We start from the raw sequence: 21031 nt of genomic DNA, 5'->3' as shown, positions 1-21031 counted from the left end.
GGGAGCGCCATCATGCCCGCCGCCGCCTCTCTCCACTGCCTGGTCGTCGATGATCAGATGACGATGCGCTCGCTGGTTCGCACCAGCCTGCAACAACTGGGCGTGCGCGAGATCCGCGAAGCCGCCGACGGTGAAATCGCCCTGCGCGACATCATTTCCAAGCCCGCGCACCTGATCATCTCCGACTACAACATGCCGAACCTGGACGGACTGGGCCTGCTGCGCGCCGTGCGCGCCCACCCGCCGACGTCCAAGACCGCCTTCATCATGCTGACCGGCCGCGCCGACCGCGAACTGGTGCAGCGGGCGGTGCAGTTCGGCGTCAACAACTATCTGGTCAAACCCTTCACGGTGGCCCAACTGAAGGGCAAGCTGGAAGCCGTCTTCGGTCCGCTGACATGAGTTTCTCGGCCCTCAAGGACAACAAGGAAAAACGACTGCACGTCGGCCAGGGCGAGCATCATATCACGTCCGACCCGGACGTGGTCCTCAGCACCATTCTGGGCTCCTGCGTGGCCATGTGCCTGCGCGATCCGGTCGCCGGGATCGGCGGGATGAACCACTTCCTGCTGCCCGAGGGATCCGGCGCGGGAACTGACGCGGGGCGTCGCTACGGCGCCTATGCGATGGAGCTTCTGATCAACGACTTGCTGAAGGCCGGCGGACGCCGCGAGCGGCTGGAGGCCAAGCTGTTCGGCGGCGGCCGCATGTTCGACAGTCTGCGGGACGTCGGCCGCTCGAACGCCGACTTCGCCGAGAAATTCCTGCGTGACGAAGGCATTCCCGTGGTGGGCGGCAGCCTGCGCGGGGACGGCGGACGCCGCCTGCACTACTGGCCGGTGACCGGCAAGGCCATGCAGCGCGCCGTCACCGACACCGTCGCGCCCAAGCCCGTCCCCGTCGTTCGGCCCCCCGTCGATACGGGCGCCCTGGAGCTCTTCTGATGCACGCCCCTCCCGAACACGCCCACCTCCTGGTCGCCGTCGCCGACGAGCTGATGCGTGTGCGCGAGGGGATCGATCACGTCGAGGCCCTGGTCAGCCGTCTGGTGCGGCGCGCGCCGGCAGAGGATCGGGCGGAGGCCCTGACCGAGGCCCAGGCCCTGGACGCCCTGACCCAGAGGCTGGAAGCCCTGTCCGGCGTGCTGAGAATGCTGGGCGACGGCGCGACACCGGCGGAATCCGTGAGCCGGATCTCCCTGGCCGACATGGCGGTGCGCCTGCGCCCCGCCGCCGGCGTCAAGACGACCGAGGCTGCCGATTCGGGCGACCTCATGCTGTTCTGACGCCGTGCCCAAGACGCCGGACAAGATCAATCTGGCGCATTCGACGGTTCTGCTCGTCGATGATCAGCCGACCTCGCTCGATCTTCTGAGTTCGATCGTTCAGGGGTTCGGAGTTCGCGAACAGCTGAAGTGTCCCTCGGCCAAGGATGCGGTCGAGTTGGTGCAGCGCCGGTCCGTCGACCTGATCCTGATCGACTGCGCCATGCCCGAGATGGACGGCTATGATTTCGTCCGCTGGCTCAGGCGAGAGGCGTCCGAGCCGATCCGTTTCACGCCCGTCATCATGATCCTGGGCCACGCCGCCCGCGCCCTGGTCGCCAAGGGGCGCGACTGCGGCGCCAGCTTCATCGTCGCCAAACCCCTGACTCCGGCGGTCCTGCTGAAGCGGATCATCTGGCTGGGCGGCGAAACGCGCCAGTTCGTCGAAGTCGAAAACTACGTTGGACCCGATCGCCGCGTGCGCAACTATGGTCCCCCGCCCGGAGAGGAAGGCCGCCGCCAGACCGACCTGTCGGGTGAACTGGGCGAGGCCGTCGAGGCCAATATGGATCAGGACGATATCGACATGCTGTTGAAGCCGATGAAGGTGGCCCTGTGACCGCAGATGCGACCCCGCCCCGTCTCCGAAATGTCCAGACGTCGCTTCAGCGCCAGATGGCGCGCCCAGGCGGCGTGCCCATTGCGGACGCCGTCGCGCGCGCCGAAGAGGGGCTGGGGGAACAGCGCGGCCGGACCTTGCTTGTGCTTCAGGACAAGGTCGACGCCCTGAACCGCCTGTGCGCCGACCGCCCGGCCGGCGCCGACGGCGAGGTCTACGCCCTGGCGTCGGCCTTGGTCGACATGTCCGGCTTCATGGAGATTCCGCCCTTCTATGCGGCGGCCTACAGCCTGTGCGACGCCGCCCATCGGATGGCCGCCGCCGACGCCTGGTCCTGGCCCGAGGTTCAGGTCCACGCCCGCGCCCTGAGCCTGATCCTGGCGAACGACTGCCAGGGCGGCGAGGCCGTCGATCAGATGCTGGCGGGTCTGCGCGCCGTGGCCGAACAGGCCGTCCACCCCGGTTAACGCCGCCCTTCGCGAATCCGGAACAGGGGCGAAACGAATCAGGACCGAATCGGACACAGGCTTCGATTCGCGATTTGTTCACCGCAAGATATTGTATCTTAAGATCTATTAACCACAACCGGATCGTTGCGGCAAGGTCCCGGTCCAGAACCGAAATCGCACATCGACCCCCGCCCCATCTTTCCCCCCGCCCGACGAACCGCTAGGTCATCCCGCGTGGCCCCGTAGCTCAGCCGCATAGAGCAAGGCTTTCCTAAAGCCGAGGTCGGAGGTTGGAGTCCTCCCGGGGTCGCCATGTTTTTTGTTGAGCCAAGTTAAGGCTGTCCTGAATCCAAGCTAAAGCTGTCCTAAAACGGCTCTGGACAGGCTTTTTCTGGAAAATATCATCGAGATATCAGAGAGATGTCTCTTGGGAAGGGCTGGACAGGCTTAAGTTGGCGTCCTGCGGTAGGTGGGCTGAACCTCTCTAAGAGCACCAGCCCATCCAGACCGTTGTGTTACTCCGCCGCGCCTAACCCGTGCTGTACGTACGGCTGTTTTTCTCTCGGCGCGCCCAGCCTCACGCCGCTGAGGCCCGCCGACCTCACCCCTGGTGGTCGCAGCCTAAGCGTCTGTTCCAAGTAACACGACACGATGGTATCTGAGCGAGGTATGCATACGTTGCTCTGACGTTCCGACGGCTGTCGAATCGCCAACCATGGGAGATGCTGCGAATGTCTTTGACACCCTACCAACAATCAATCTGGCTCGTGATGTGGGCCAGAAATCTAGGCTACGCTGGCGTCACGTTCATCATGATCGCGATTCTTCCCGTGATGGGGATACGGTTTATGGATCACCAGATCCTTATAGGCCTGGGAGTGGGCCTGATGCTCTTCTTTCTGAGTGATCGTTTAATCCGGTACATTCCGGATCCGGACCGCCCTAAGGAAGAGCGCGAACCAGAGTAGAAACTTCTCACGGCGTCGAGATCCAAGCCGACAGACGGCGCATGTCGCTTACGCAGCCCGGAAGTTGGCAAGGTCCGACTTTGACTCATTGCGGCGGTTCGGAATGTCTGCATTTGAATAACGTCGGCGGGAGGTCACCCGGCTGCGGATGCGCGGCACGTCTGGCCGGTCGATGGGAAGCTGGCGGTTTCCACAGCGGACCCGCGCTTCCGGCCGAGCGAACCATAGTGAGGTAGGCACCGGATACCCATCTGATCTCTTCGACCCGGCCAGACCTAGGTGTGGCTTCGGGCGTGGGAGGAGGGTATTGATCCATGGGTTTGCAGCCGGACGAACTGCATCTGATTGACGCCGAGCTCTGGGCGCGGACGCGGAGCGGCGCGCGCGCCGGCCGGGGCTTCCGGTATCAGGATTCGGTTTCGGCCTGGCTGGCCGCTGAGGCCTGGTCCGGCGGAACGGCGTGGGTCACGGTCGTCCCGGAAGGCGTCGATGACGCCACCCTGCACGGCGAAGGCCTGGAGACCCGGGTTCAGATCAAGTCCCGGCACGATCCCAGAGGCCTGTTCAGCACGACCGAGATCGCCGGCTATGTCGCAAAGGCGGCGCTCGACCTCCCGGAAGGATGGAGCGATAACCCCACATACCGGATCGCGATCGTCCTAGAGCGACCACCCGTCGACTTGGTGGAGACCGGATTCCTCAATAGCCTCGCATCCTCGGGTCAGTCGCTGGATGCCTTCACCGAGGCGCTGAGCGCTCAGCTCCCTGACGGGGTCGATCTGGTCGCGCTGATGGATCGGATAGGCGTGGTCGTCGAACCCGAGCCGCTCGCCCATTGCGCCAAGGTCCTCGTCCCTTCAGACCTTGACCCGGCGGCGCGGACGTTGGTCGCCCAGATGCTGCGGGACATCGCAGGCGATCGCGCGGATCGGAATTATCGGGCCTCGCCTCCCGAGATCTTCACCCTCGGCCGAACAGACGTTCAAGAGCGGCTCGACCACGCCGCCGGCCTGATCGATCCGACTGGATATCTGGACTTGACGGCCGGATTGGCCGACATCGCGGACTTCGCGGCTGCGACGCCGACCGAGGGCTTCTATTCCGGCGTAAACACCGCGCCCGGCCACGTCGGCGCGGGCCTCGTCTTCGATCGGCCCGAGGCCGTCGCCGAGGTTCTCGAGGCGCTCGAGAGCCGCCGGGCTGCTCTGGTCGTCGGACCGTCGGGCGCGGGCAAGTCAGCGCTCGCCTGGCTAGCCGCCTACCATTCTCGCCATACGGTCCGCTGGTACCGGTTGAGGGGACTGAGGCAAGTAGACGTGGGGCGTATCGCCACCCTGGCCAAACGCCTCGAGGCCACGACCGCGCGTCCGGTCGGCTTCGTTCTCGACGATGTAGGCCGTGACGCGACCGACGGCTGGGATGATCTGGTCAAGGAGGTCGAACAGACCCCTGGTCTGCTCGCTCTGGCCACGGTTCGCGAGGAAGACCTGTTCCTGCTAGCGACTGCGACCCGGACCCGCGCCATCCGTCCGACCCTGAAAGAGGATATGGCCGCACGTCTCTGGGCGGCGCTGCACGCGCAGGGCTCGGTTGAGTTCGCCCATTGGCGAGAGCCTTTCGAGAAGAGCGCCGGGCTCCTCCTCGAGTACGTCCACCTTCTCACGGCGGGCCAACGTCTCGCCGAGACGATCCAGGAACAGGTGCGGCGTCGTCTCGCCGAGGGCCGAGGAGCCGAGCTTCGCGTGCTGCGCGCGGTCGCGTGCGCCTCGACTCATGGGGGTGCGGTGGACCCGATCCGTCTCCGTGACCGCGAAGATCTCGACGAGATCGTTTTCGCCCAAGCAATGCAGCGGCTGGTCGATGAGCACGCCATCCGGGTCCGTCCGGACGGGTCCATCGCGGGGCTTCACGAGATCCGATCACAGCACCTGGACGAGGCGGTGCGATCCCTGCTCGGCGAAATGCCGGAGGTCGCGATCGCCGCAGCACTCGGGACGCTCACCCCCGCCAGTCTGGCCGCTTTCATTCCGGGTGTGCTGCGGCGCTGGCCGGAGGCCGAGGCAGTGGTGATGGAGGGCCTGGTCGAGCGCCTCGGGGACGCGGACGCCGCGACCTGGATCGGCGCGTTCCATGGCCTTGGTCTGGCGACGGCGGACGATGTGGCCGCGCGTTGGCTGGACATTTCCAGGGAAGCCGAGCTCGACGATCGCAGCACGGACACCCTGTTCATGCTGGCGTCGATGAACTCCGAGTTCGGCGACGATCCCATCTTCGCGAACTTCAACCGGGCTCGTGCCGCCTTTACGAAGCTCGTGGTTCCGGATCGACGACGCGCGCTGCTCGACCGCATTGAGGACGGCGTGTCGCCGCCTGAACTGGACTGGGCCGAAGCAAATGCCCTGGCCGCCGCGCTGCTTCCCCTTCATGGTGCGCCCGAGCCGCCGACCATGACGCTGGTTCCTCCGGAGCTCGGTGATCCCGACCTGGACTCGCTGATACCGCTTCTTGAGACGGCGCGGATGCGCGGCGTTGAACCGGCGCAGACCCTCGTCGACGCCGCAGGCGGGGCCGACCATTTGTTGAACCGTCTCTATGCCGAGACGGCGTGGGCGACGCCGCCGACCCTCGGAGAGTTGGAAGGGCAGGCCGCAGTGTTCTCGAACCTGAAGTTCGTTCACCCCGAGGTGCAGCCTGACATCCACGCTGCTGCGGTCGCCTACTGCCGCAAGCTGGGAGCCGTGGCCCCCGGAGCTGAACGGATTGTCTGCGACGCTGTGTGGGCGGACGGTCAGCCTGCCGGGATGGGCGATCACACGATCGCCACGCTCAGGCTTACCCGAATTGCTGTGACACCAGACGCCGCCGTCGCCTGGAACCGAGCGCAGTCCCGCGCTATCAGCCGGCTGGTCGCAACGGGGACCGCGACGGGGCGGGTCACCTTCCTGGCCTCGGCCATTCGGGAGGTTGCCGGTTGGGTCGAGCAGGCGGGCGACTTCTACTGCCGTCAGACACGGCCTGACACGCGCTGGCTGGCCCTCCTGCAGGTCCGCAAATTGCTGACCACCTTCGTCAGTCCGCCGCCAGTCGACAATGCTCAGGGCGGACCGCTGGCCGCCGGCGCCATGGCGGGTCACGATCATCTGCATGGGTTCGTCACCGGGCTCGAGCGACTGATGACGGAGCTGACGGATGGGATCAGCGACAAGCCTAACCTTATCGCCGCGCGTACTGTCGATTTGGCCCGCGAGGCGTTGAAGCTCCAGGATTCGACCATCTGGCGCAACACCGCTGAGCCCCCAATCGAGCCGCTCAAGGCGCTGGAGGCGACGCTGTGGAATATCCGCGCCGTGCTGGGCGACGCCGTAAACGACTCCTCGTCTCGTCAAACGGCCGCGCTCCAGTTCGGCACTGTGAGCCGCCGTCACAGCATCCTGCAACGGGCCGCCGACCGGGCGCGAGCGCGGGCCGAGCGGAGGACGGAACAGGCCCGCGAAGCCATCCGGGTCGCCCTAGATTCGCGCGGGGTGACTGCTACGGTGATTTCGCGGCCCGCCGAAAACGCGCGCGGCTGGCAATGGCCCGAGGTGGAGTATGCGGCGCTGGTTCCGATGGAGACGGTGTTCGACCTGTTCCCGCTGGAGCCGGTTCTCGGCGAGTGCGGCCTTGCTCTCGAGCTGGACGGCTCCCTGAGCCTCGCGCCAGTGGTTCAGGGTCATGTGGCGCCCGTCGGGTTCGTCTACATCTCCTCCGTCTTTCCCCTCACAACTTTTCTGCAGGACTGGAAGGACCACCTGCCGTTCCCGCCCCTGCCGGAAAGCGAAGCCCGCCAGCGCTTCGAACGCGGCATCGACGCGGCCTTCGCCCTGTCGTTCATGAGCCGACAGCGTGACGGATTGCTCAATGAAGAGGAGGAAGTCTTCTTCAATATGATGGCGGAGCGACTGACCTCGGATCTCGAGACCCTCACGCTCTTCCTGGGCGACAATCCGCATCCAACGGTGGGCGATTCCGCCATGTTCCTGTGCGAGGCGGCGCAGCGGGTCGCCACCGAAGGCTCCAACCAGATGATCTCTCCGACCTTGGCGGAGGATTACATCGGCGTGGTCCGAGGAGTCGTGACGCCCTTTGCCGAACGTCTCATCTTAGCCCGTCTGGGCCTGATCGACCATGAGGCGACCGAGGCCGCTGCAGCGCGTCTCGACGACGGTGAGGTGAAATGACAACCACTGGATCGAGATTGGCTTTAACTTTCGCATTTCAATCTGGAGTGTGGCGCAACTTGGTGCGAGATTACCGTCAAGGTTGAGTCGGGGTCCGGAAAATGTGTCCGACGCCGGATCACTAAGGGGGGGCACAGGTTGAGCGTCAGCGTCCACAATCCCGATCAGTATATGGCCGCCTTACGCACCCTGATTGCGCAGAGCCGCAAAAGGATCGCCGTACTTGTCGGGGCGGGCGCGCCGGCGGGAATGTGCCGGGCTGACGGCTCAAGGCCGCTCATTCCGGCCGTGGCGGGCCTGACGACCCAAGTCCTCAACACCCTCGGTCCGAAATACGCGGCGCAGATCGAAGGATTGAAGGTTGACCTGACTACCCACGATATCGAGACCCTGCTGTCTCGCATCCGGTCCCTGTCGACCGTCATCGGCTCCACCCAGGTGCATGGTCTGGACGCCGATGGTTACCGGGAGATGGCCGAAGCCATCTGCGCCGAGATCGGCAAAATCGTGGATGTGCGGCTTCCCCCGGACGTCTCGCCCTACACTGAACTGGTGAGCTGGATCACCGGCGCGTCGCGCGCCCATCCGGTCGAGGTCTTCACCACGAACTACGACCTTCTGTTCGAGGAGGCCTTCGAACGCGCCCAGGCGCCGTATTTCGACGGCTTCTCCGGATCCCGCGAAGCCTTCTTCGATCCTGCCTCGGTGTCCGAGGACAGTCTGTCGCCACGCTGGAGCAAGCTCTGGAAACTGCATGGGTCGCTGGGATGGCGGGCCAACGGGCGAGGAGAGGTCATCCGGACCGGTCAACCCAATGCGACCCACCTGATCTTCCCCGAGCATCTGAAATACGACCAGACCCAGAAGGCGCCCTATGCGGCGCTGCTCGACCGTCTGCGGGCGTTCCTGGCAACCGAAGACACCCTTCTGGTGTCGGTCGGCTTCTCTTATGCGGACGCCCACATCACCGCCCGGATCAGCGAAGCGCTCGCCGCCAATCCGGCCTCCAGCGTGTTTGCCTTTCAGTACCAGACCCTCGACAAGGAGGTCTGCGCAGTCGATCTCGCGACGAAACGCTCGAACTTCAGCGTCTATGCGCGGGACAAGGCCGTCATCAACGGAGTGGCCGCGCCTTGGTCGGCGCCGGGGGACCTGCCGACAAAGGACTGGGGGCCGATCCGCAAGAGTTACTGGGCACCGAGCGCCGAGGGGGAGCCGCCCGAGTTCCAGCTGGGGGCCATCGACGCCTTCGCCCGTTTCTTCGCCAACTCCAGGTCTCCGCAGGCCTTCGATCCGGCACCGGCGCCGGCGCCGGTGCCTGCCGCGTGACCGCGCCGACATTCCTCGGCCGGGTCGGAAACGTCGCTGGCTCCACCGTCAGCGTGCGGCAATCGGAGTCGGTCGCCTCCGGCATCTCCATCATCGGCGGACGCAGCTATCGCGTAGGCCAGGTCGGCAGTTTTGTGAGGATCCCCCAAGGGTATCACGACCTCTACGGCGTCATTTCGGAGGTCGGAGCCGAGGCGACGCCCGGGACTCTCGTGGACGCCCGGCAGCGGGGGGAAAGCTGGATGACGGTCCAGCTGGTCGGCGAAATCGTCGAGACCAGTTTCGAGCGCGGCATCAGCCAGTATCCGGGCATCAACGACGAGGTCCATCTGGTCACCGAGGACGATCTCGGGCGGATCTACGGCCTCGACGACATGGGACAGATCGTGATCGGCCGGCTGGCGGGGGCCGAAAGCATCCCGGTCAGGATCGATCTGGACAAGCTGGTCACGCGACACAGTGCCGTTCTCGGCTCGACCGGGTCCGGCAAGTCCACGACCGTGGCCAGCTTGCTTCGATCGATCTGCAAATCCGGCGGGCGCAACGAGAGCCCCGGTGCCCGCATTCTCCTGCTCGATATCCACGGCGAATACGGCGACGCGCTCAAGTCGATCGCGACCGTGTTCCGGATCAATCCGACCGAGGCGGACGACCGGCCGCTTCACGTCCCTTACTGGGCGCTGGACACCGCCCAGCTGATTGAATTCCTGTTGGGCAAGGTGTCGGAGAGCGCTCACACCGGCATACTCGACCGGATCCAGGAGGCCAAGCTGGCGGTCGCCCCGGGTGTCGCAGGCGTAGACGTCAATGCTCTGACGGCCAACACGCCCCTGCCGTTCAGCCTGAAGCAGCTTTGGTTTCATCTCGTCGATCCGGAATACAGGACCTGGTCGGACGCGGCGCGCACCGTGCCGGCGCTGGAGACGGAGGGGGATGCGGAAGCCCTCCGCATGCCGAAGTATGAACCGGCAGGGGCCGGGTCAGCCCTGCCGCACCAGAACACGGTCGGTGTCTTCGGCCTCCGCCGTCAACTGAACCAGATGCGATCGCGTCTGCTCGATCACCAGTACGACTTCATGCTGCATCCGGGCGAATGGGAGCCCGACCTGAAGGGCAAGCCTGCGAAGGAACTGCCGGATCTCTTGGCTGGCTGGTTCGGTCACCCCAAAGCCATCACCGTTCTCGACCTGTCCGGCGTTCCCAGCGACGTCCTGATCCACCTGATCGGCGGGATTCTCAACATCACCTACGAAGCGATGTTCTGGGGGCGCTCGCTTCCCGAAGGCGGGCGGGCCCGTCCAAGCCTGATCGTCATGGAAGAGGCCCACCGCTACCTCGGCAAGGATACCAACAATCCGGCGCGCGACATGGTGCAGCGGATCGTCAAGGAGGGCCGGAAGTTCGGCGTCGGCGCCATGATCGTCAGTCAGCGACCCTCGGAGATCGACGAGACCATCCTATCCCAGTGCGGATCGCTGATGGCGCTGCGACTGTCCAACAGCGCGGACCAGAGCAAGGTCAAGGCCTCCCTGCCGGACAGCCTCGGGGGACTGGTCGACACCCTCCCGGTCCTGAGGACCGGCGAGGCCATCATCATGGGAGAGGCGGCGCGCCTGCCGATCCGGTGCCGGATCAATCTTCCACCGGAGAACGAGCGGCCCAACAGCGCCGATCCCGATGTCGCCGAGGCCTGGGCCAGACCCAGGGGAGACGAAGATTACGAACGACTGGCCGCCGCCTGGCGGTCGCAAAACCCGAATTGGTCGAAACCGAAAATCCAGAAAGTTAAGCCATGAATCGCCAACCCGTCAGCTCCAGCAATATCGCGTCCATCGGCTACGATGCCGCCCTCCAGATCCTCGAGGTCGAGTTCCTCAACGGGTCTGTCTACCATTATCTGAATGTGCCGGAGGCGGAGTACGACGCCCTAATGGCCGCCGGGTCCCATGGGACCTACCTGAACGCCTACATCAAGCCTCGCTACCCGTATCAGAAGCAGTGAGGCTGCGGGTCTTGATGGCCGCCGGAGTGGCGGTCTAGGACAGGGGCCTCATGGTCAAGATCGTCCACACTGCGGACTGGCAGCTCGGGAAACCCTTCGGCGGGTTTCCGGACGATGTCCGGTCCGCGTTGACGGAAGCGCGTTTCGAGGCGATCGACCGGATCGCGGCGGTCGCGCTGGCCCACCAGGCGTTACACGTCGTGGTGGCCGGGGATGTGTTCGACAACATTGACCCGGGAGACCGCATCCTCGGCCAGGCGCTGTCCAGAATGCACCAGGTGCCTGTGACCTGGTGGCTGATGCCGGGCAATCACGATCACGCCCGGGCGGCCGGCCTGTGGACGCGCGTGCGCGCCAGGGCGCCCGACAAGGTCCGGATTTTGGACGCGCCCGTGGCAACGATGCTGGAGGAGGGAGCCTGGCTGCTGCCCGCCCCGCTGGACCACAGGCGAAACCGCGACGATCCCACGGCGGGCTTCGGCGAAATAGCCACGCCGGCGGGCGCGACGCGGATCGGGCTGGCCCACGGCTCCATCACAGAGTTCGGCGGGTCGAACGACTCCTCCAACCTGATCTCCCCCGATCGCGCCCGGACGGCGGGGCTGGACTATCTAGCTCTTGGGGACTGGCACGGGCATTTGGAGATCAACGCCCACACAGCCTACAGCGGCACGCCGGAGGTGGATCGCTTCGGTCGCGACGAGGCCGGCAGCGTCATCGTCGCCGACGTCCGGCCCGGCGCGCCGCCCAGGCTGGAGCGTGTCGAGACCGGCCGGTTCCGGTGGCTGACCCGGCGTTGGGAGCTCTCCGACGCGAAGGATTTCGAGCACCAGCTCGACGCGTTTCGCGCATCCTGTAAGCCCGCCCGAACCCTGCTCAAATTGACCGTCGCGGGGTCCGTTTCCCTGGCCGCGCGGGTGGCGGTGCTCGAGCGGCTGGAACAGGACGTGGCGCACGCCCTTCGCTGGCTGGAGGCGAGAAGCGAGGATCTGCTCGCCAGCCCTACGGACGACGACCTATCCAATATCGATGTGCAGGGCGTCCTGGCGCTCGTCGCCGAACGCCTGCTGGCCTCCTCCCGGTCGGGAGATGCGAGCGCCCAGACGGCTAGGGCCGCGCTTGAACGGCTCTACATCGAGGCCTTGCGGGTCGGTGACGAGGCGTCGTCATGAAGGTTCGCAATCTCACGCTCGCCAACTTTCGCAAGTTCCGCAAACCCGTGACGATCTCCGAGTTCAGCGACGGGCTGAACATCGTCGTCGAGCCGAACGAGACGGGCAAATCCACGCTTCTGGAGGCGCTTCGCGCGGCCTTCTTCGTGCGTCACTCCGCCAAGAGCGAGCTTGTACGGTCCTTCTGTCCCTTCGGCGACGATGTCGCGCCGCGTGTCGCGGTGGAGTTCGAGATCGATCAACAGCGCTGGCGGCTGGAGAAGCAGTTTCTCAAGGCACCTTCGGTCTTGCTGGAGGGGCCGGAAGGGCGGCTCGAGAGTGACGCGGCCGAAGAGCGACTGCAGGATCTGCTCGGCTTCGAGAAGGGCAACAATCGAGGGAGCGATCCCGAAACGCGCGGCGTTCTCGGTCTGCTTTGGGTCGAACAAGCCACGGCCCTGTCGGTCGTTGCGCCGGGCCAACTGGTTCGGGAAAGCGTGCGCGAAGCGCTCGAGGCTGAGGTCGGCGTCGTCCTGGGCGGGCGCAGGTTCGATCTGGTCAAGGCGCGCGTCGAGGAGGCCTATGCCGAGTACCGGACGAGCCGGGCCGGCAAGTCCACGGGCCGGCTCGCGACGGCCGAGGCCGAGGTGGAGGCGACCCGCTCAAGGCGCGACGAAGCCGCCGCGAAGCTGGCGGCCTATCAGGGCGCTCTCGCCAGCCTCGAGGAGGCGCGCGCGCGCCGGCGGCTGCTCGATCGGGATCTCGCGGATCCGGAAATCGCCGAACGGCTACGCCGGCTTCACGATGACAAGAAGGCGGCGGACAACAGCCAGCTGAGGCTGTCGAGCGCCGAAGCGCGTTTCGGCGAGACGGCGGCGGCCGTGCTGAATCTCGAACAGCGCCTGCAGCGCCATCGCTCGGCGATCAAGGAGGTCGTGGACCTGTCTGAAGCCCTCGCCAGGTCCGAACTCACCCAGTCCGGGGAAGAGGCCGAGTTCGCGGCGGCGCTGAAAGTCCTCGATGCGAACCGTGACCGCCTCGCCAAAGCCCGTGAGCGTCTGGGCGTGGCGGACAAGGCCCTGATCGAGGCCAGGGCGTATTTCACGGAGCGCGAAAAACAAGGCGCCGTGGAGCGCATCCGGGCCCAGCACGCGGAAATCCGCCGGCTCGAGGAGGTGATCGCGCAGCGCGACGAGACGGCGAGGCTTCATATCGACGCTGCGGACCTCAAGGCCCTGGACGCGCTCGACCTGAAGGTCACCGAGGCGCGGATCGCCTTCGAACTGGGCGCAGTGGCGGTCGAGATCGAACTCCTGTCGGACGTGGCGTTGACGGTGGATGGCCAGGCCGCCGAACCGGGGCGGCGCGACCTCGTTCGTCCGACCGAATTCCTTGTGGAGAAGGCGGCGAGGATCGTGGTGACGCCGCCCGGGGCGACGGGGCTGGCCGCCGAATCCGAACTGAAATCCGCCGAGGCGGCGTTGGCGAGCGCCTTGGAGCCGCTAGGATCGGAGACCGTGGCCGCCGCGCGGGCGCGCGCCGAACGCGCCGCCAATGCGATCGAGGAGATCGCCTCACTCAGGCAACAGCTAGAGCGGCTTTGCCCGGGCGAGCCGGTTTTGGGGCTGGCGCCCGGCTCGGCGGCGCTGAAGGCTCTGCTGATCGATCTGGGCGATGTGGCCGATACGGCGCCCGACGGCCCGGCCGTCGACTTGGCCGCGCTCGAGGCGGCGCTTCAATCGGCGCGCGAAGAGGAACAAACGGCCCGGACGCGTCTGGAGGCCCAGCAGGCCGTCGCGCACGAGCATGACAAGACCCTGGCCCGCCTTGGAGCCGAACGCGCCGACCTGGTGCGTGGCCTGGGACAGGCCCGCCAGACTCTCGAAGCAGCCGAGCAGGAGGGCGATCTGCAGGCGGTGGAGGCGTCCTGCCTGGCGCTCAAGGAGGAACTCGCACGTCGATCCGAGGCGCTGGAACAGGTCAGCCAGCTGGCAGGGACGTTCGATGTCGCTCGGATCGCCCAGGGCATCGCCAACATCGTCAGGGAACAGGCGCAAGGCCAGCAGGAGCAGATCGATCTCGCCAGCCAGATCGGCGGGCTGGAATCCCTGATCGACAACGAGGGCTCCAAGGGGCCGGCGAGCCTAGCGGCTGAGGCGGACGAACAACATCAGGCCGCACTGGAGCGACAAGCCAGGCTGGCGGCGGAAGCCGACGCGCTGGAGCTTCTGCGCCAAACCCTGTCGGATGTGGGCGGTGAGACGGCGCGGACCTTCCTCGAGCCGGTCACGCGGCGGGTGGCCCGTTATGTCGAACAGGTCCTGCCGGGGGCCGAGCCCCGGTTCAACGAGGAGATGACCCTGACGGCCCTGACCAGGGGATCGACGGCGGAGGCCAGCGGCGACCTGAGCCGGGGCACCCAGGAGCAGCTGGCGGTGCTTACCCGCCTGGCCTTCGCGGACCTCCTGCTGGACAGGGGCGGACCTGTGTCCCTCATCCTCGACGATCCCTTGGTCTATTCGGATGACGGTCGGTTCGAGCTGATGACCAATATCCTGACCACCGCCAGCGAGCGCATGCAGATTATATTGCTGACCTGCCGCACGAAAGCGTTCCGCCATGTCGCGGGCCATCGCCTCTCGTTGGCGCAGGCTTAACGCCTAGGTCGGGACCGGTCGTGGTCGCCAACATCCGCTCCGCCGGATAGAAATCGCGTGGCGCGATCCCGACATCAAGACCGAGTTGTTCCACGAGAGCCTCCATCTCGCCGACAATGACGTCGTTGGAGGATTTTATGCGTGTGGATCTGAGGCTGCGGCATGCGTGTTTTGTCAGGCCGGCCGCATGGCTCGAATGCCGAAACGGCAACGGAGTTATTCATGCGCTGGACGAACTGAAACTATTAGTCGGTTACGATCGACGGTCTGACTATTGGTCGTTATGCGCCCAGATAGGTCTCCTTCCCGGCCAAAGTTCTATGTTCGCTCCTAGCGCCTCTCAGACATTGGCGGACGGCGGGGGAAGGGCACCGAACGCCCCGAAGACCTTGAGCTTCGCACCGGTGCCGCCTCTGACTCTTAGCGGTGATCCGGGAGGTCGGCTTTGGGCACCGCCCGCTTCCCATGCTGAATGTTCCTTCGTTTACTCCACGCAATAGCTGTAAACCAGAAGATCTGGCGGTCCTTGTCAGCACTCGTCGATATGGCGGGTCTGTAAAACAGCCAGACTGAAGCCGTGGCGCAGGCACTTGTGGCTGAAGGCACTCAGCGACAGTGGTCAGGCAGCATTTACGGGCGGGCCAGAATGACGAGTCCACGTAATCGTTCCGGCAGTGTTTAGCCCGTCAGTCCAGTTTCGGTTGGTCCAATAGAGACCTTCGAGAGTCATTTCCGCCTCCACCCCAGTTACGTCCACGTAGGCTGATCCGAAATGATGGGAGCTATCGGTCTCAAGAGGGTTTTCTGTCGTGTTCTCATAGGTGTAGTAAATTCGAACGGCCCCATCATGTTCATCTCGATGAACGCTAACACTGACTGATTTCGACTTGGAATACTTGGTGTCGGAGCAGAACCTAATCTTCACATGCAGAAGCCTGGCGACAACGTTGATGTCCGCAGTGATTGGCGCGCCGCTGCCAGGATTATGCCCGGAGAGGTTCGCGATTGTCGGCCAATTGCTGCGAAGGGTCGCCCGCCAAGCACCGCTGATGTCTGGGGCGAGTTCGCGCAGCCAACTCAGCCTGCACAACCACGGAAACAGGGGAGATTGGCCTATACCCACAATCAGCAAGCTACTGGCAGTCATCCCGAAACTCACGGGCTTCCACCAGCCCATAAGGTTGGCTGGAGGGAATAGAAAGATCGTCCCAACGGCGACCACCCCTGCAATCATAGCAAAAAGCGTCAGGATCTTCCCCAGACCGATGGATTGATACACCGTTCACCCCTTGTTCCCGACGGTAGAGCTTCCTAACTTGGGAAAACGATGTTGCCTTATCAAGGGAGGGGGCGATGGCTCTCAACGCGCACCGGGTGTTCGACAACACCACGGGCAAAAACTATCTGGCGGCAATAACGGTCGAGAGCGACCAGCAGGCACAGCTGCGTTCGGTGCGTGACACTGTCCGCGACACTCTCAAGGCTGCCTTCAGGGACTGGGCCAGCTTCTTAGCGACGGACGCTCTCTTCGAGACCGCCTCAGCCTCCCAACAAACCCTGCTGCCGAAGTTCCGTATGCAAGGCAGCTTCGCCTATCATACGTTGAATGAGCCTGCGCAGAAACCGCAGGAAATCGACTTGGACGACGGGATGTTCCTCCCCGTTTCCTACCTTGCCGAGCAGGGAGGATCCCATCCGACCCTCGTTCATACCGGCTATTTCACAGTGGTCGAAACGGCGCTCCAACCCCTCTGCGATGAAAACGGGTGGGAACTCGAAACGGATCTCCCGTCTTGCGTGCGGATTCGCCTCGGCGAAGGCGTTCATATGGACGTGGCGCTCTATGCGATCCCTGACGAAGAGTTTGAGGTTCTCGTCGAGAAGGCGGCGTTCGACGGAATGGCTCGCGTCGCGATGCGTGACGCCACTGAAATCAGTGAAACGACCTACCGAGCGCTTGACCCCAACCAGATCATGCTGGCTCATCGGGAAGAGGGCTGGAAGCCGTCGGACCCTCGGAAGCTGGAGGACTGGGTACGAGATGGCGTGTCCGACTATGGTCCACAATTCCGGAGGATCTGCCGGTATCTGAAGGGCTGGCGTGATCATCAGTGGTCAGAGTGCAGACTCGCCTCGATCGCCCTGATGGCCTGCGTCCGCGAGGCTTTCGACGCGAACCCGAAGATCCCCGAAAACCGTGATGATCTCCGTCTTCTCGATGTCGCCGAATGTCTGCCGAACCTGCTCCGGAATCGGATCGACAACCCAGTGGTCGAGGGCCAACGCCTAGATGAGAAATGGTCACCGGAGCAACGCGCGGACTACGCTGTGAAGGCGGAGGAGCTTGCTGCCCGAGTTGGTCACGCCCTGCGTGGGACGGACGCCCAGCAAGCGGCGCTCAACGAACTCATCTCGGCCTTCGGGGAGCGGATCCCCAACGACATTACCCTGATCAGCTCCGATGATCCCAACCCGCCCGCGATCTCGTCGCCTGCCGTCCTGTCGTCGGGCTTGTTGAGTGAAATGGCGGAGCGCGCCCAAGAACGTGAGGCTGTCGAAAAGGACGGTGACGGTCGGTACGGCTGAATGGCACCAAGAGACGGTCGCATCGGCGCAGTTTCGCAAGAGGCTGCGAACGCGATAGCGGAATGGATGGCTAAGGCCGAGGCTTCCCCGGCTGACATCATCGAGGATCGATACCCGGGTGCCATTGGTGCTTGGCGGTTTCTTCTGCCGGTCCTTGATCAAGAGATTGAAGTCGAGTTGTGGCTTCCGCCGGGCTTCCCTTGGGAGGCGCCGAAGGTCGCACTCGTCGATGCGCCCCCGTTTCCGAGCTTTCCCCATGTTGAGCCTGACGGCGGGCTTTGCCTTCTGACCGGCGCGGCCGAGTGGGTGACGACGGATCCTGTTGGGCTGGTCGAGGATCAAATCCTCGCTGCACGGAACCTGCTAATCGATGGACTGAGCGGGGCGAACGAGGGCGACTTCCGTGCTGAGGCGCTCTCGTATTGGCGGGCTGATTCCGGATGGAAGCCTGTTAGGGCGCTCTTGGATCGGGAGGGCCCGAGTCGTCTCATCTATGTCTGGGAAGGCAAGACCTTCGCGGTTGTCGGTGATGACCCCCGTGCGTTGACAGATTGGATAAAGCATCGCTTTCCGAGCATGCGGAGTAGACCCCACCTGGTCCGGGGATTGTTCTGCTGGCTCGATGAGCCGCCACTGCCGAGTGGACTTCCGCGTTCGTGTGGCGAGCTTGAAGAACGTCTTGAGCAATCTGGCCTGTCCGACGACCTCCCCAATGTGGTCATGGGGGCTCCAGACGGGGTGATGGTGGTTTTCGGTTTTCCCACGCCTCCAGGCGCGTCGTATGTCGCGGCCACGGTCTACCCGTCGAAGTCCGGGCGAGCGTCGCGATACCCGAACCGTGAGTGGCTAACCCGTGGATTTCGGCCCACGGCACGCGCGGGGCGGAAACCTGCCGCCATGCGGTTCACCAATCGCGCCCACATCGCGCGGCGACAGGTAGAGCGTATTGACGCAGATTGGGTCCATGGCCGCGACACGAACCGGGATGTCGAGGCCCTCCGCATATCCACTGTTGCTCTCGTCGGCTGCGGTTCTCTAGGATCGGCGGTCGCGCGGTTGCTCGCCCAAGCCGGAGTAGGCGGCTTCACCCTCGTCGATGGCGAGAACCTGACAGCGGCTAACACTAGCCGTCACGCACTTGGCGCGTCGTCCGTTGGCTTGAAGAAAGCTCGGGAATTGGGCCGACGGCTGGAACTCGACTACCCCCACATCTTCGATGTCACCGTCGCAGAATACGAGTGGCAGGTTGCGGCGGATGCTCGCTCCTCATTGTTTGACGTCGATCTAGTGATAAGCACGGTCGGAAGTTGGACGGCTGAAAGCATGTTGGACCTATGGCTGCAGGACCGTCAGGCGTGCGTCCTCTATGGGTGGGTAGAGCCGGAAGCAGCGGCTGGACAGGCACTCCTGCTTGATCACTCCCAGAAGGCTGCATGCTTTGCTTGCGGGATGTCGGAAAGGGGCGAGCCGCACTTCAAGGTGACCGACTGGGCGTCGCGGACGCTGGTTCAGGAACCGGCATGCGGGGCTTTCTTCCAACCCTATGGAGCTCTGCAGCTTGAGCGAGGCGCGATTTCCGTGGCTGAACTCGCTCTCGACGCACTCTCGGGCAGGGCGAAAGCGGCGGAGCATCGTCTTTGGTCCGGACCGGCATCGAACTTGGAAAGGGCGGGCGGTGCTTGGACGAACGAGTGGATCGAGGCGACGGACAAAATGCCGTCCAATCGGGCCATCACCCGTTATTGGCCTCGAATGGACGGCTGTCACGTTTGTGGAAGGGCATGATGCGATACGTGGTTGGCGTGTCGGGGCAAATCGTCGAGATATCCCCGTCCGTACTGGAGCGCTTCGATAAACACCGCCAGCTTCGGTTCTGGCAGTTGGAGGCGGGAGGGCAACTCTTCGCCAAGTTCAGTACCGATGTCATTTCCATTGGAGTCGCGACTGGGCCGCGTCCGACGGACATCCGGAGGCCGTTCTCATACATTCCTGATAGAGCCGCCGAGAAGCGCGAGATTCAGGAAATGTGTGCCTTGGGCTGGCACTATGTGGGCGACTGGCACACCCACCCTCAAGCTGTTCCCGAGCCGTCTGGACGCGACATCCGGACGGTCAAAAGTACGGCTAGGAAGTCACGGCTGGTCTTGGCTGGCGTTCTGATGGTGATCGTCGGACGGACTTCCTTTCCGGGCGGACTCTACGTCGGCGTTGGCGACGAAGCTGACCTCTATCCTCTAACGGTCGAGTGGTAGGTGAGCCTCGCTGAAGTATGCTCCTGTGAGACGTCTCGCTGCCGCTGGCGCGGATGACGAGCACGGCTGAATTTGAGCGAACCGGATGTTCGGAGAGGTGGTGTAGGCTCAAGCGGAACGTCTGAAGGTCGCTTAGGTCTGAATGTCCGGTCCGGGCGGATACTGTTGAAAAAGTCGGGGGACCGCTGAAACGGCGCAAATTGCGTGCTGGCCTCGAAATCCGACTCCAACGAAATCAATCGCTTAAACTTTCGCAGCAGCACTAGATCTGCCCAAAAAGGTCGATCACGGCGGGCCTGCGGACTTTTTCAACAGTATCGGCGCACTGCGGCCATCCGACATCCCCGCCTTTGCAAAGATCGCGTCGGCGGTCCTCAGCTCGACCGGCCGGCCCTTATCAGGCTGATCGCCCGGCGAACCTGTTCGGGGTTGGCAGCCGAGATCTGATTGCCCTCAACGCGGGCCACGATCAGCACGACCTGCTTGCAGGCGCTTGACGATCACCCCGCCAGACGCCGTTGCGATCAGTGTCGACAAAAGCCAGCTCAATCCGATCACGAAGAAGCCGGCGGTCACAAGCGCGCCAGTCCAGCCAAAGGCTGTCGGGCTCTCTAGGGAGTTAACGGCTTTGATCCATTCCGGTGCAACCGCGGCCAGTCCCATCGACCAGTAGGCCGTACTGGCTGAGGCCCATGCGCTGATCAAAAGAAGCAGGCCTGTGGAGGCGTGTTCGAGACCTTGGCGAGTAGATGGGACAGACATGTTCACCTTCAGGTTTCTGTGGTGCTTTGACCATCAGGGAGAACACTCGAGAGCGCCAGCCCCTCCCGCAAGGGTTCCTAAGGGCGGCGTGTCGAGGACGTCCCGACTTTCTGGGCGCGATGCTGCGCGTTCTTGCGACGGGCCGGTGCGGCCGCATGAGTAGCCGAGTCTAAAGCCGCGCAGTTTTGGGGCTGTCGAACAGTTCTGTGTGAGGCAGTTAAGCAGTTCTGCGTGAGGCAGTTAAGCAGTTCTGTGTGAGGCAGTTAAACAGCTTTGGGTGAGAGGGTGGGGCGTCATTGTTTTTGTTGTCAAATTTGTGTGCGTCGCTGAACGAAATCATCAGTCCGAAAGTGGAGAATTTTACTGTATTGACTTCATCATATTTGTTTGCGGTATTTCATCAGAGGCGAATCCGCTGGGAAGGCGCACTCGCATTGTAGTAGTCTAAGGATGGCCGCGATGATGGATGCCAAAGCCAATCATGAGCGGGTCAAGGCGGCATTGGCCGTCAACGGCTGCACCCTGGCTCAGGTGGCCAGAGAGCTCGGCGTCGCGGCCAGCACGGTCACGATCGTGAGCCAAGGGGATCGTCGCTCCCGACGGGTGGAGACGGCAATCGCCCGCGCGGCGGGGAAAGAGCCTGCTCACCTTTGGCCAGAACGATACCCAATGCCGGTGCGTGTTCAGGAAGGGGCGGTCGACATGCCCAGTCCCTGACGTACCCACCAGGTCCAGAACTGAAGAAGCCCACGCTCGCCAAAGCGTGGGCCTC

The 21031-nt window shown here is 64.0% G+C and carries 17 protein-coding genes and 1 tRNA gene; 16 read left to right on the top strand and 2 right to left on the bottom strand.

The window, feature by feature from the left end:
• The first annotated feature begins 12 nt into the window (after positions 1-12).
• The 12 genes from ACW18C_RS14015 to ACW18C_RS13960 all read left to right on the top strand — a co-directional run bounded on the left by ACW18C_RS14015 (position 13) and on the right by ACW18C_RS13960 (position 14659).
• Positions 13-402 carry a response regulator gene (locus ACW18C_RS14015; protein ID WP_008262387.1) on the top strand — a complete coding sequence of 130 codons (390 nt, stop codon included), beginning with the start codon at positions 13-15 and terminating at the stop codon, positions 400-402.
• Positions 399-944 carry a chemotaxis protein CheD gene (locus tag ACW18C_RS14010; RefSeq protein WP_008263088.1) on the top strand — a complete coding sequence of 182 codons (546 nt, stop codon included), beginning with the start codon at positions 399-401 and terminating at the stop codon, positions 942-944. The genes ACW18C_RS14015 and ACW18C_RS14010 overlap by 4 nt, the downstream gene beginning before the upstream one ends.
• Positions 944-1285, top strand: a complete 342-nt coding sequence (locus tag ACW18C_RS14005; RefSeq protein ID WP_008258631.1) for a DUF8776 family protein — start codon at positions 944-946, stop codon at positions 1283-1285. Before ACW18C_RS14010 ends, ACW18C_RS14005 begins: the two co-directional genes overlap by 1 nt.
• A gap of 4 nt (positions 1286-1289) precedes the next feature.
• A complete protein-coding gene (locus tag ACW18C_RS14000) occupies positions 1290-1883 on the top strand; it encodes a response regulator (RefSeq protein ID WP_292150761.1) in 594 nt (197 codons plus the stop codon).
• Entirely contained in the window at positions 1880-2350 is a 471-nt protein-coding gene (locus tag ACW18C_RS13995; RefSeq protein ID WP_008262327.1) for a hypothetical protein, read from the top strand. Before ACW18C_RS14000 ends, ACW18C_RS13995 begins: the two co-directional genes overlap by 4 nt.
• Positions 2351-2568: 218 nt before the next feature.
• Positions 2569-2645 (top strand) — tRNA-Arg (locus ACW18C_RS13990).
• 969 nt (positions 2646-3614) lie between these two features.
• Positions 3615-7520 carry a hypothetical protein gene (locus ACW18C_RS13985; protein ID WP_492071545.1) on the top strand — a complete coding sequence of 1302 codons (3906 nt, stop codon included), beginning with the start codon at positions 3615-3617 and terminating at the stop codon, positions 7518-7520.
• A gap of 138 nt (positions 7521-7658) precedes the next feature.
• Positions 7659-8849 (top strand): SIR2 family NAD-dependent protein deacylase, encoded by a 1191-nt coding sequence (locus ACW18C_RS13980; RefSeq protein ID WP_492071543.1) that lies wholly within the window; start codon positions 7659-7661, stop codon positions 8847-8849.
• Between the two features lie 242 nt (positions 8850-9091).
• Positions 9092-10645, top strand: coding sequence for an ATP-binding protein (locus tag ACW18C_RS13975; protein ID WP_492074033.1), 1554 nt, complete (start codon positions 9092-9094; stop codon positions 10643-10645).
• Complete coding sequence (locus ACW18C_RS13970; protein WP_492071541.1) at positions 10642-10851, top strand: KTSC domain-containing protein; 210 nt, start codon at positions 10642-10644, stop codon at positions 10849-10851. The genes ACW18C_RS13975 and ACW18C_RS13970 overlap by 4 nt, the downstream gene beginning before the upstream one ends.
• A 50-nt stretch (positions 10852-10901) precedes the next feature.
• Positions 10902-12023, top strand: coding sequence for a metallophosphoesterase family protein (locus tag ACW18C_RS13965; protein ID WP_492071539.1), 1122 nt, complete (start codon positions 10902-10904; stop codon positions 12021-12023).
• Positions 12020-14659 (top strand): AAA family ATPase, encoded by a 2640-nt coding sequence (locus ACW18C_RS13960; protein ID WP_492071537.1) that lies wholly within the window; start codon positions 12020-12022, stop codon positions 14657-14659. The genes ACW18C_RS13965 and ACW18C_RS13960 overlap by 4 nt, the downstream gene beginning before the upstream one ends.
• A 619-nt stretch (positions 14660-15278) precedes the next feature.
• On the opposite strand, the gene ACW18C_RS13955 is transcribed toward ACW18C_RS13960, so the two are convergent.
• Positions 15279-15938: a Cap15 family cyclic dinucleotide receptor domain-containing protein gene (locus ACW18C_RS13955; protein ID WP_492071536.1), complete on the bottom strand. Its 660-nt coding sequence runs from the start codon at positions 15936-15938 to the stop codon at positions 15279-15281.
• A gap of 74 nt (positions 15939-16012) precedes the next feature.
• Here ACW18C_RS13955 and ACW18C_RS13950 point away from each other — a divergent pair, with 74 nt between their 5' ends.
• The 3 genes from ACW18C_RS13950 (at position 16013) to ACW18C_RS13940 (ending at position 19497) form a co-directional block, all read left to right on the top strand.
• Positions 16013-17245, top strand: a complete 1233-nt coding sequence (locus tag ACW18C_RS13950; protein WP_492071535.1) for a CBASS cGAMP synthase — start codon at positions 16013-16015, stop codon at positions 17243-17245.
• A 66-nt stretch (positions 17246-17311) separates the two neighbouring features.
• Positions 17312-19030, top strand: coding sequence for a ThiF family adenylyltransferase (locus tag ACW18C_RS13945; protein ID WP_492071533.1), 1719 nt, complete (start codon positions 17312-17314; stop codon positions 19028-19030).
• Entirely contained in the window at positions 19027-19497 is a 471-nt protein-coding gene (locus tag ACW18C_RS13940; protein WP_492071531.1) for a Mov34/MPN/PAD-1 family protein, read from the top strand. The genes ACW18C_RS13945 and ACW18C_RS13940 overlap by 4 nt, the downstream gene beginning before the upstream one ends.
• A gap of 453 nt (positions 19498-19950) precedes the next feature.
• Here ACW18C_RS13940 and ACW18C_RS13935 read toward each other — a convergent pair whose 3' ends face one another.
• A complete protein-coding gene (locus tag ACW18C_RS13935; RefSeq protein ID WP_492071530.1) occupies positions 19951-20265 on the bottom strand; it encodes a hypothetical protein in 315 nt (104 codons plus the stop codon).
• 444 nt (positions 20266-20709) lie between these two features.
• Between ACW18C_RS13935 and ACW18C_RS13930 the strand changes: the two genes are divergently transcribed.
• The gene (locus ACW18C_RS13930; protein WP_492071528.1) at positions 20710-20976 is read left to right on the top strand and encodes a helix-turn-helix domain-containing protein; all 267 of its coding nucleotides are present in this window, start codon (positions 20710-20712) and stop codon (positions 20974-20976) included.
• Positions 20977-21031: the final 55 nt, after the last annotated feature.

The organism is Brevundimonas sp. FV1ye7S (genome assembly GCF_058680995.1).
This window is presented reverse-complemented; position numbering and strand designations above follow the sequence as displayed.

Coding starts and splice junctions, on each gene's coding strand:
- ACW18C_RS14015 (WP_008262387.1), top strand. CDS start 13: ATGCCCGCCGCCGCCTCTCTCCACTGCCTGGTCGTCGATGATCAGATG.
- ACW18C_RS14010 (WP_008263088.1), top strand. CDS start 399: ATGAGTTTCTCGGCCCTCAAGGACAACAAGGAAAAACGACTGCACGTC.
- ACW18C_RS14005 (WP_008258631.1), top strand. CDS start 944: ATGCACGCCCCTCCCGAACACGCCCACCTCCTGGTCGCCGTCGCCGAC.
- ACW18C_RS13985 (WP_492071545.1), top strand. CDS start 3,615: ATGGGTTTGCAGCCGGACGAACTGCATCTGATTGACGCCGAGCTCTGG.
- ACW18C_RS13975 (WP_492074033.1), top strand. CDS start 9,092: ATGACGGTCCAGCTGGTCGGCGAAATCGTCGAGACCAGTTTCGAGCGC.
- ACW18C_RS13970 (WP_492071541.1), top strand. CDS start 10,642: ATGAATCGCCAACCCGTCAGCTCCAGCAATATCGCGTCCATCGGCTAC.
- ACW18C_RS13965 (WP_492071539.1), top strand. CDS start 10,902: ATGGTCAAGATCGTCCACACTGCGGACTGGCAGCTCGGGAAACCCTTC.
- ACW18C_RS13960 (WP_492071537.1), top strand. CDS start 12,020: ATGAAGGTTCGCAATCTCACGCTCGCCAACTTTCGCAAGTTCCGCAAA.
- ACW18C_RS13950 (WP_492071535.1), top strand. CDS start 16,013: ATGGCTCTCAACGCGCACCGGGTGTTCGACAACACCACGGGCAAAAAC.
- ACW18C_RS13945 (WP_492071533.1), top strand. CDS start 17,312: ATGGCTAAGGCCGAGGCTTCCCCGGCTGACATCATCGAGGATCGATAC.
- ACW18C_RS13940 (WP_492071531.1), top strand. CDS start 19,027: ATGATGCGATACGTGGTTGGCGTGTCGGGGCAAATCGTCGAGATATCC.
- ACW18C_RS13930 (WP_492071528.1), top strand. CDS start 20,710: ATGGCCGCGATGATGGATGCCAAAGCCAATCATGAGCGGGTCAAGGCG.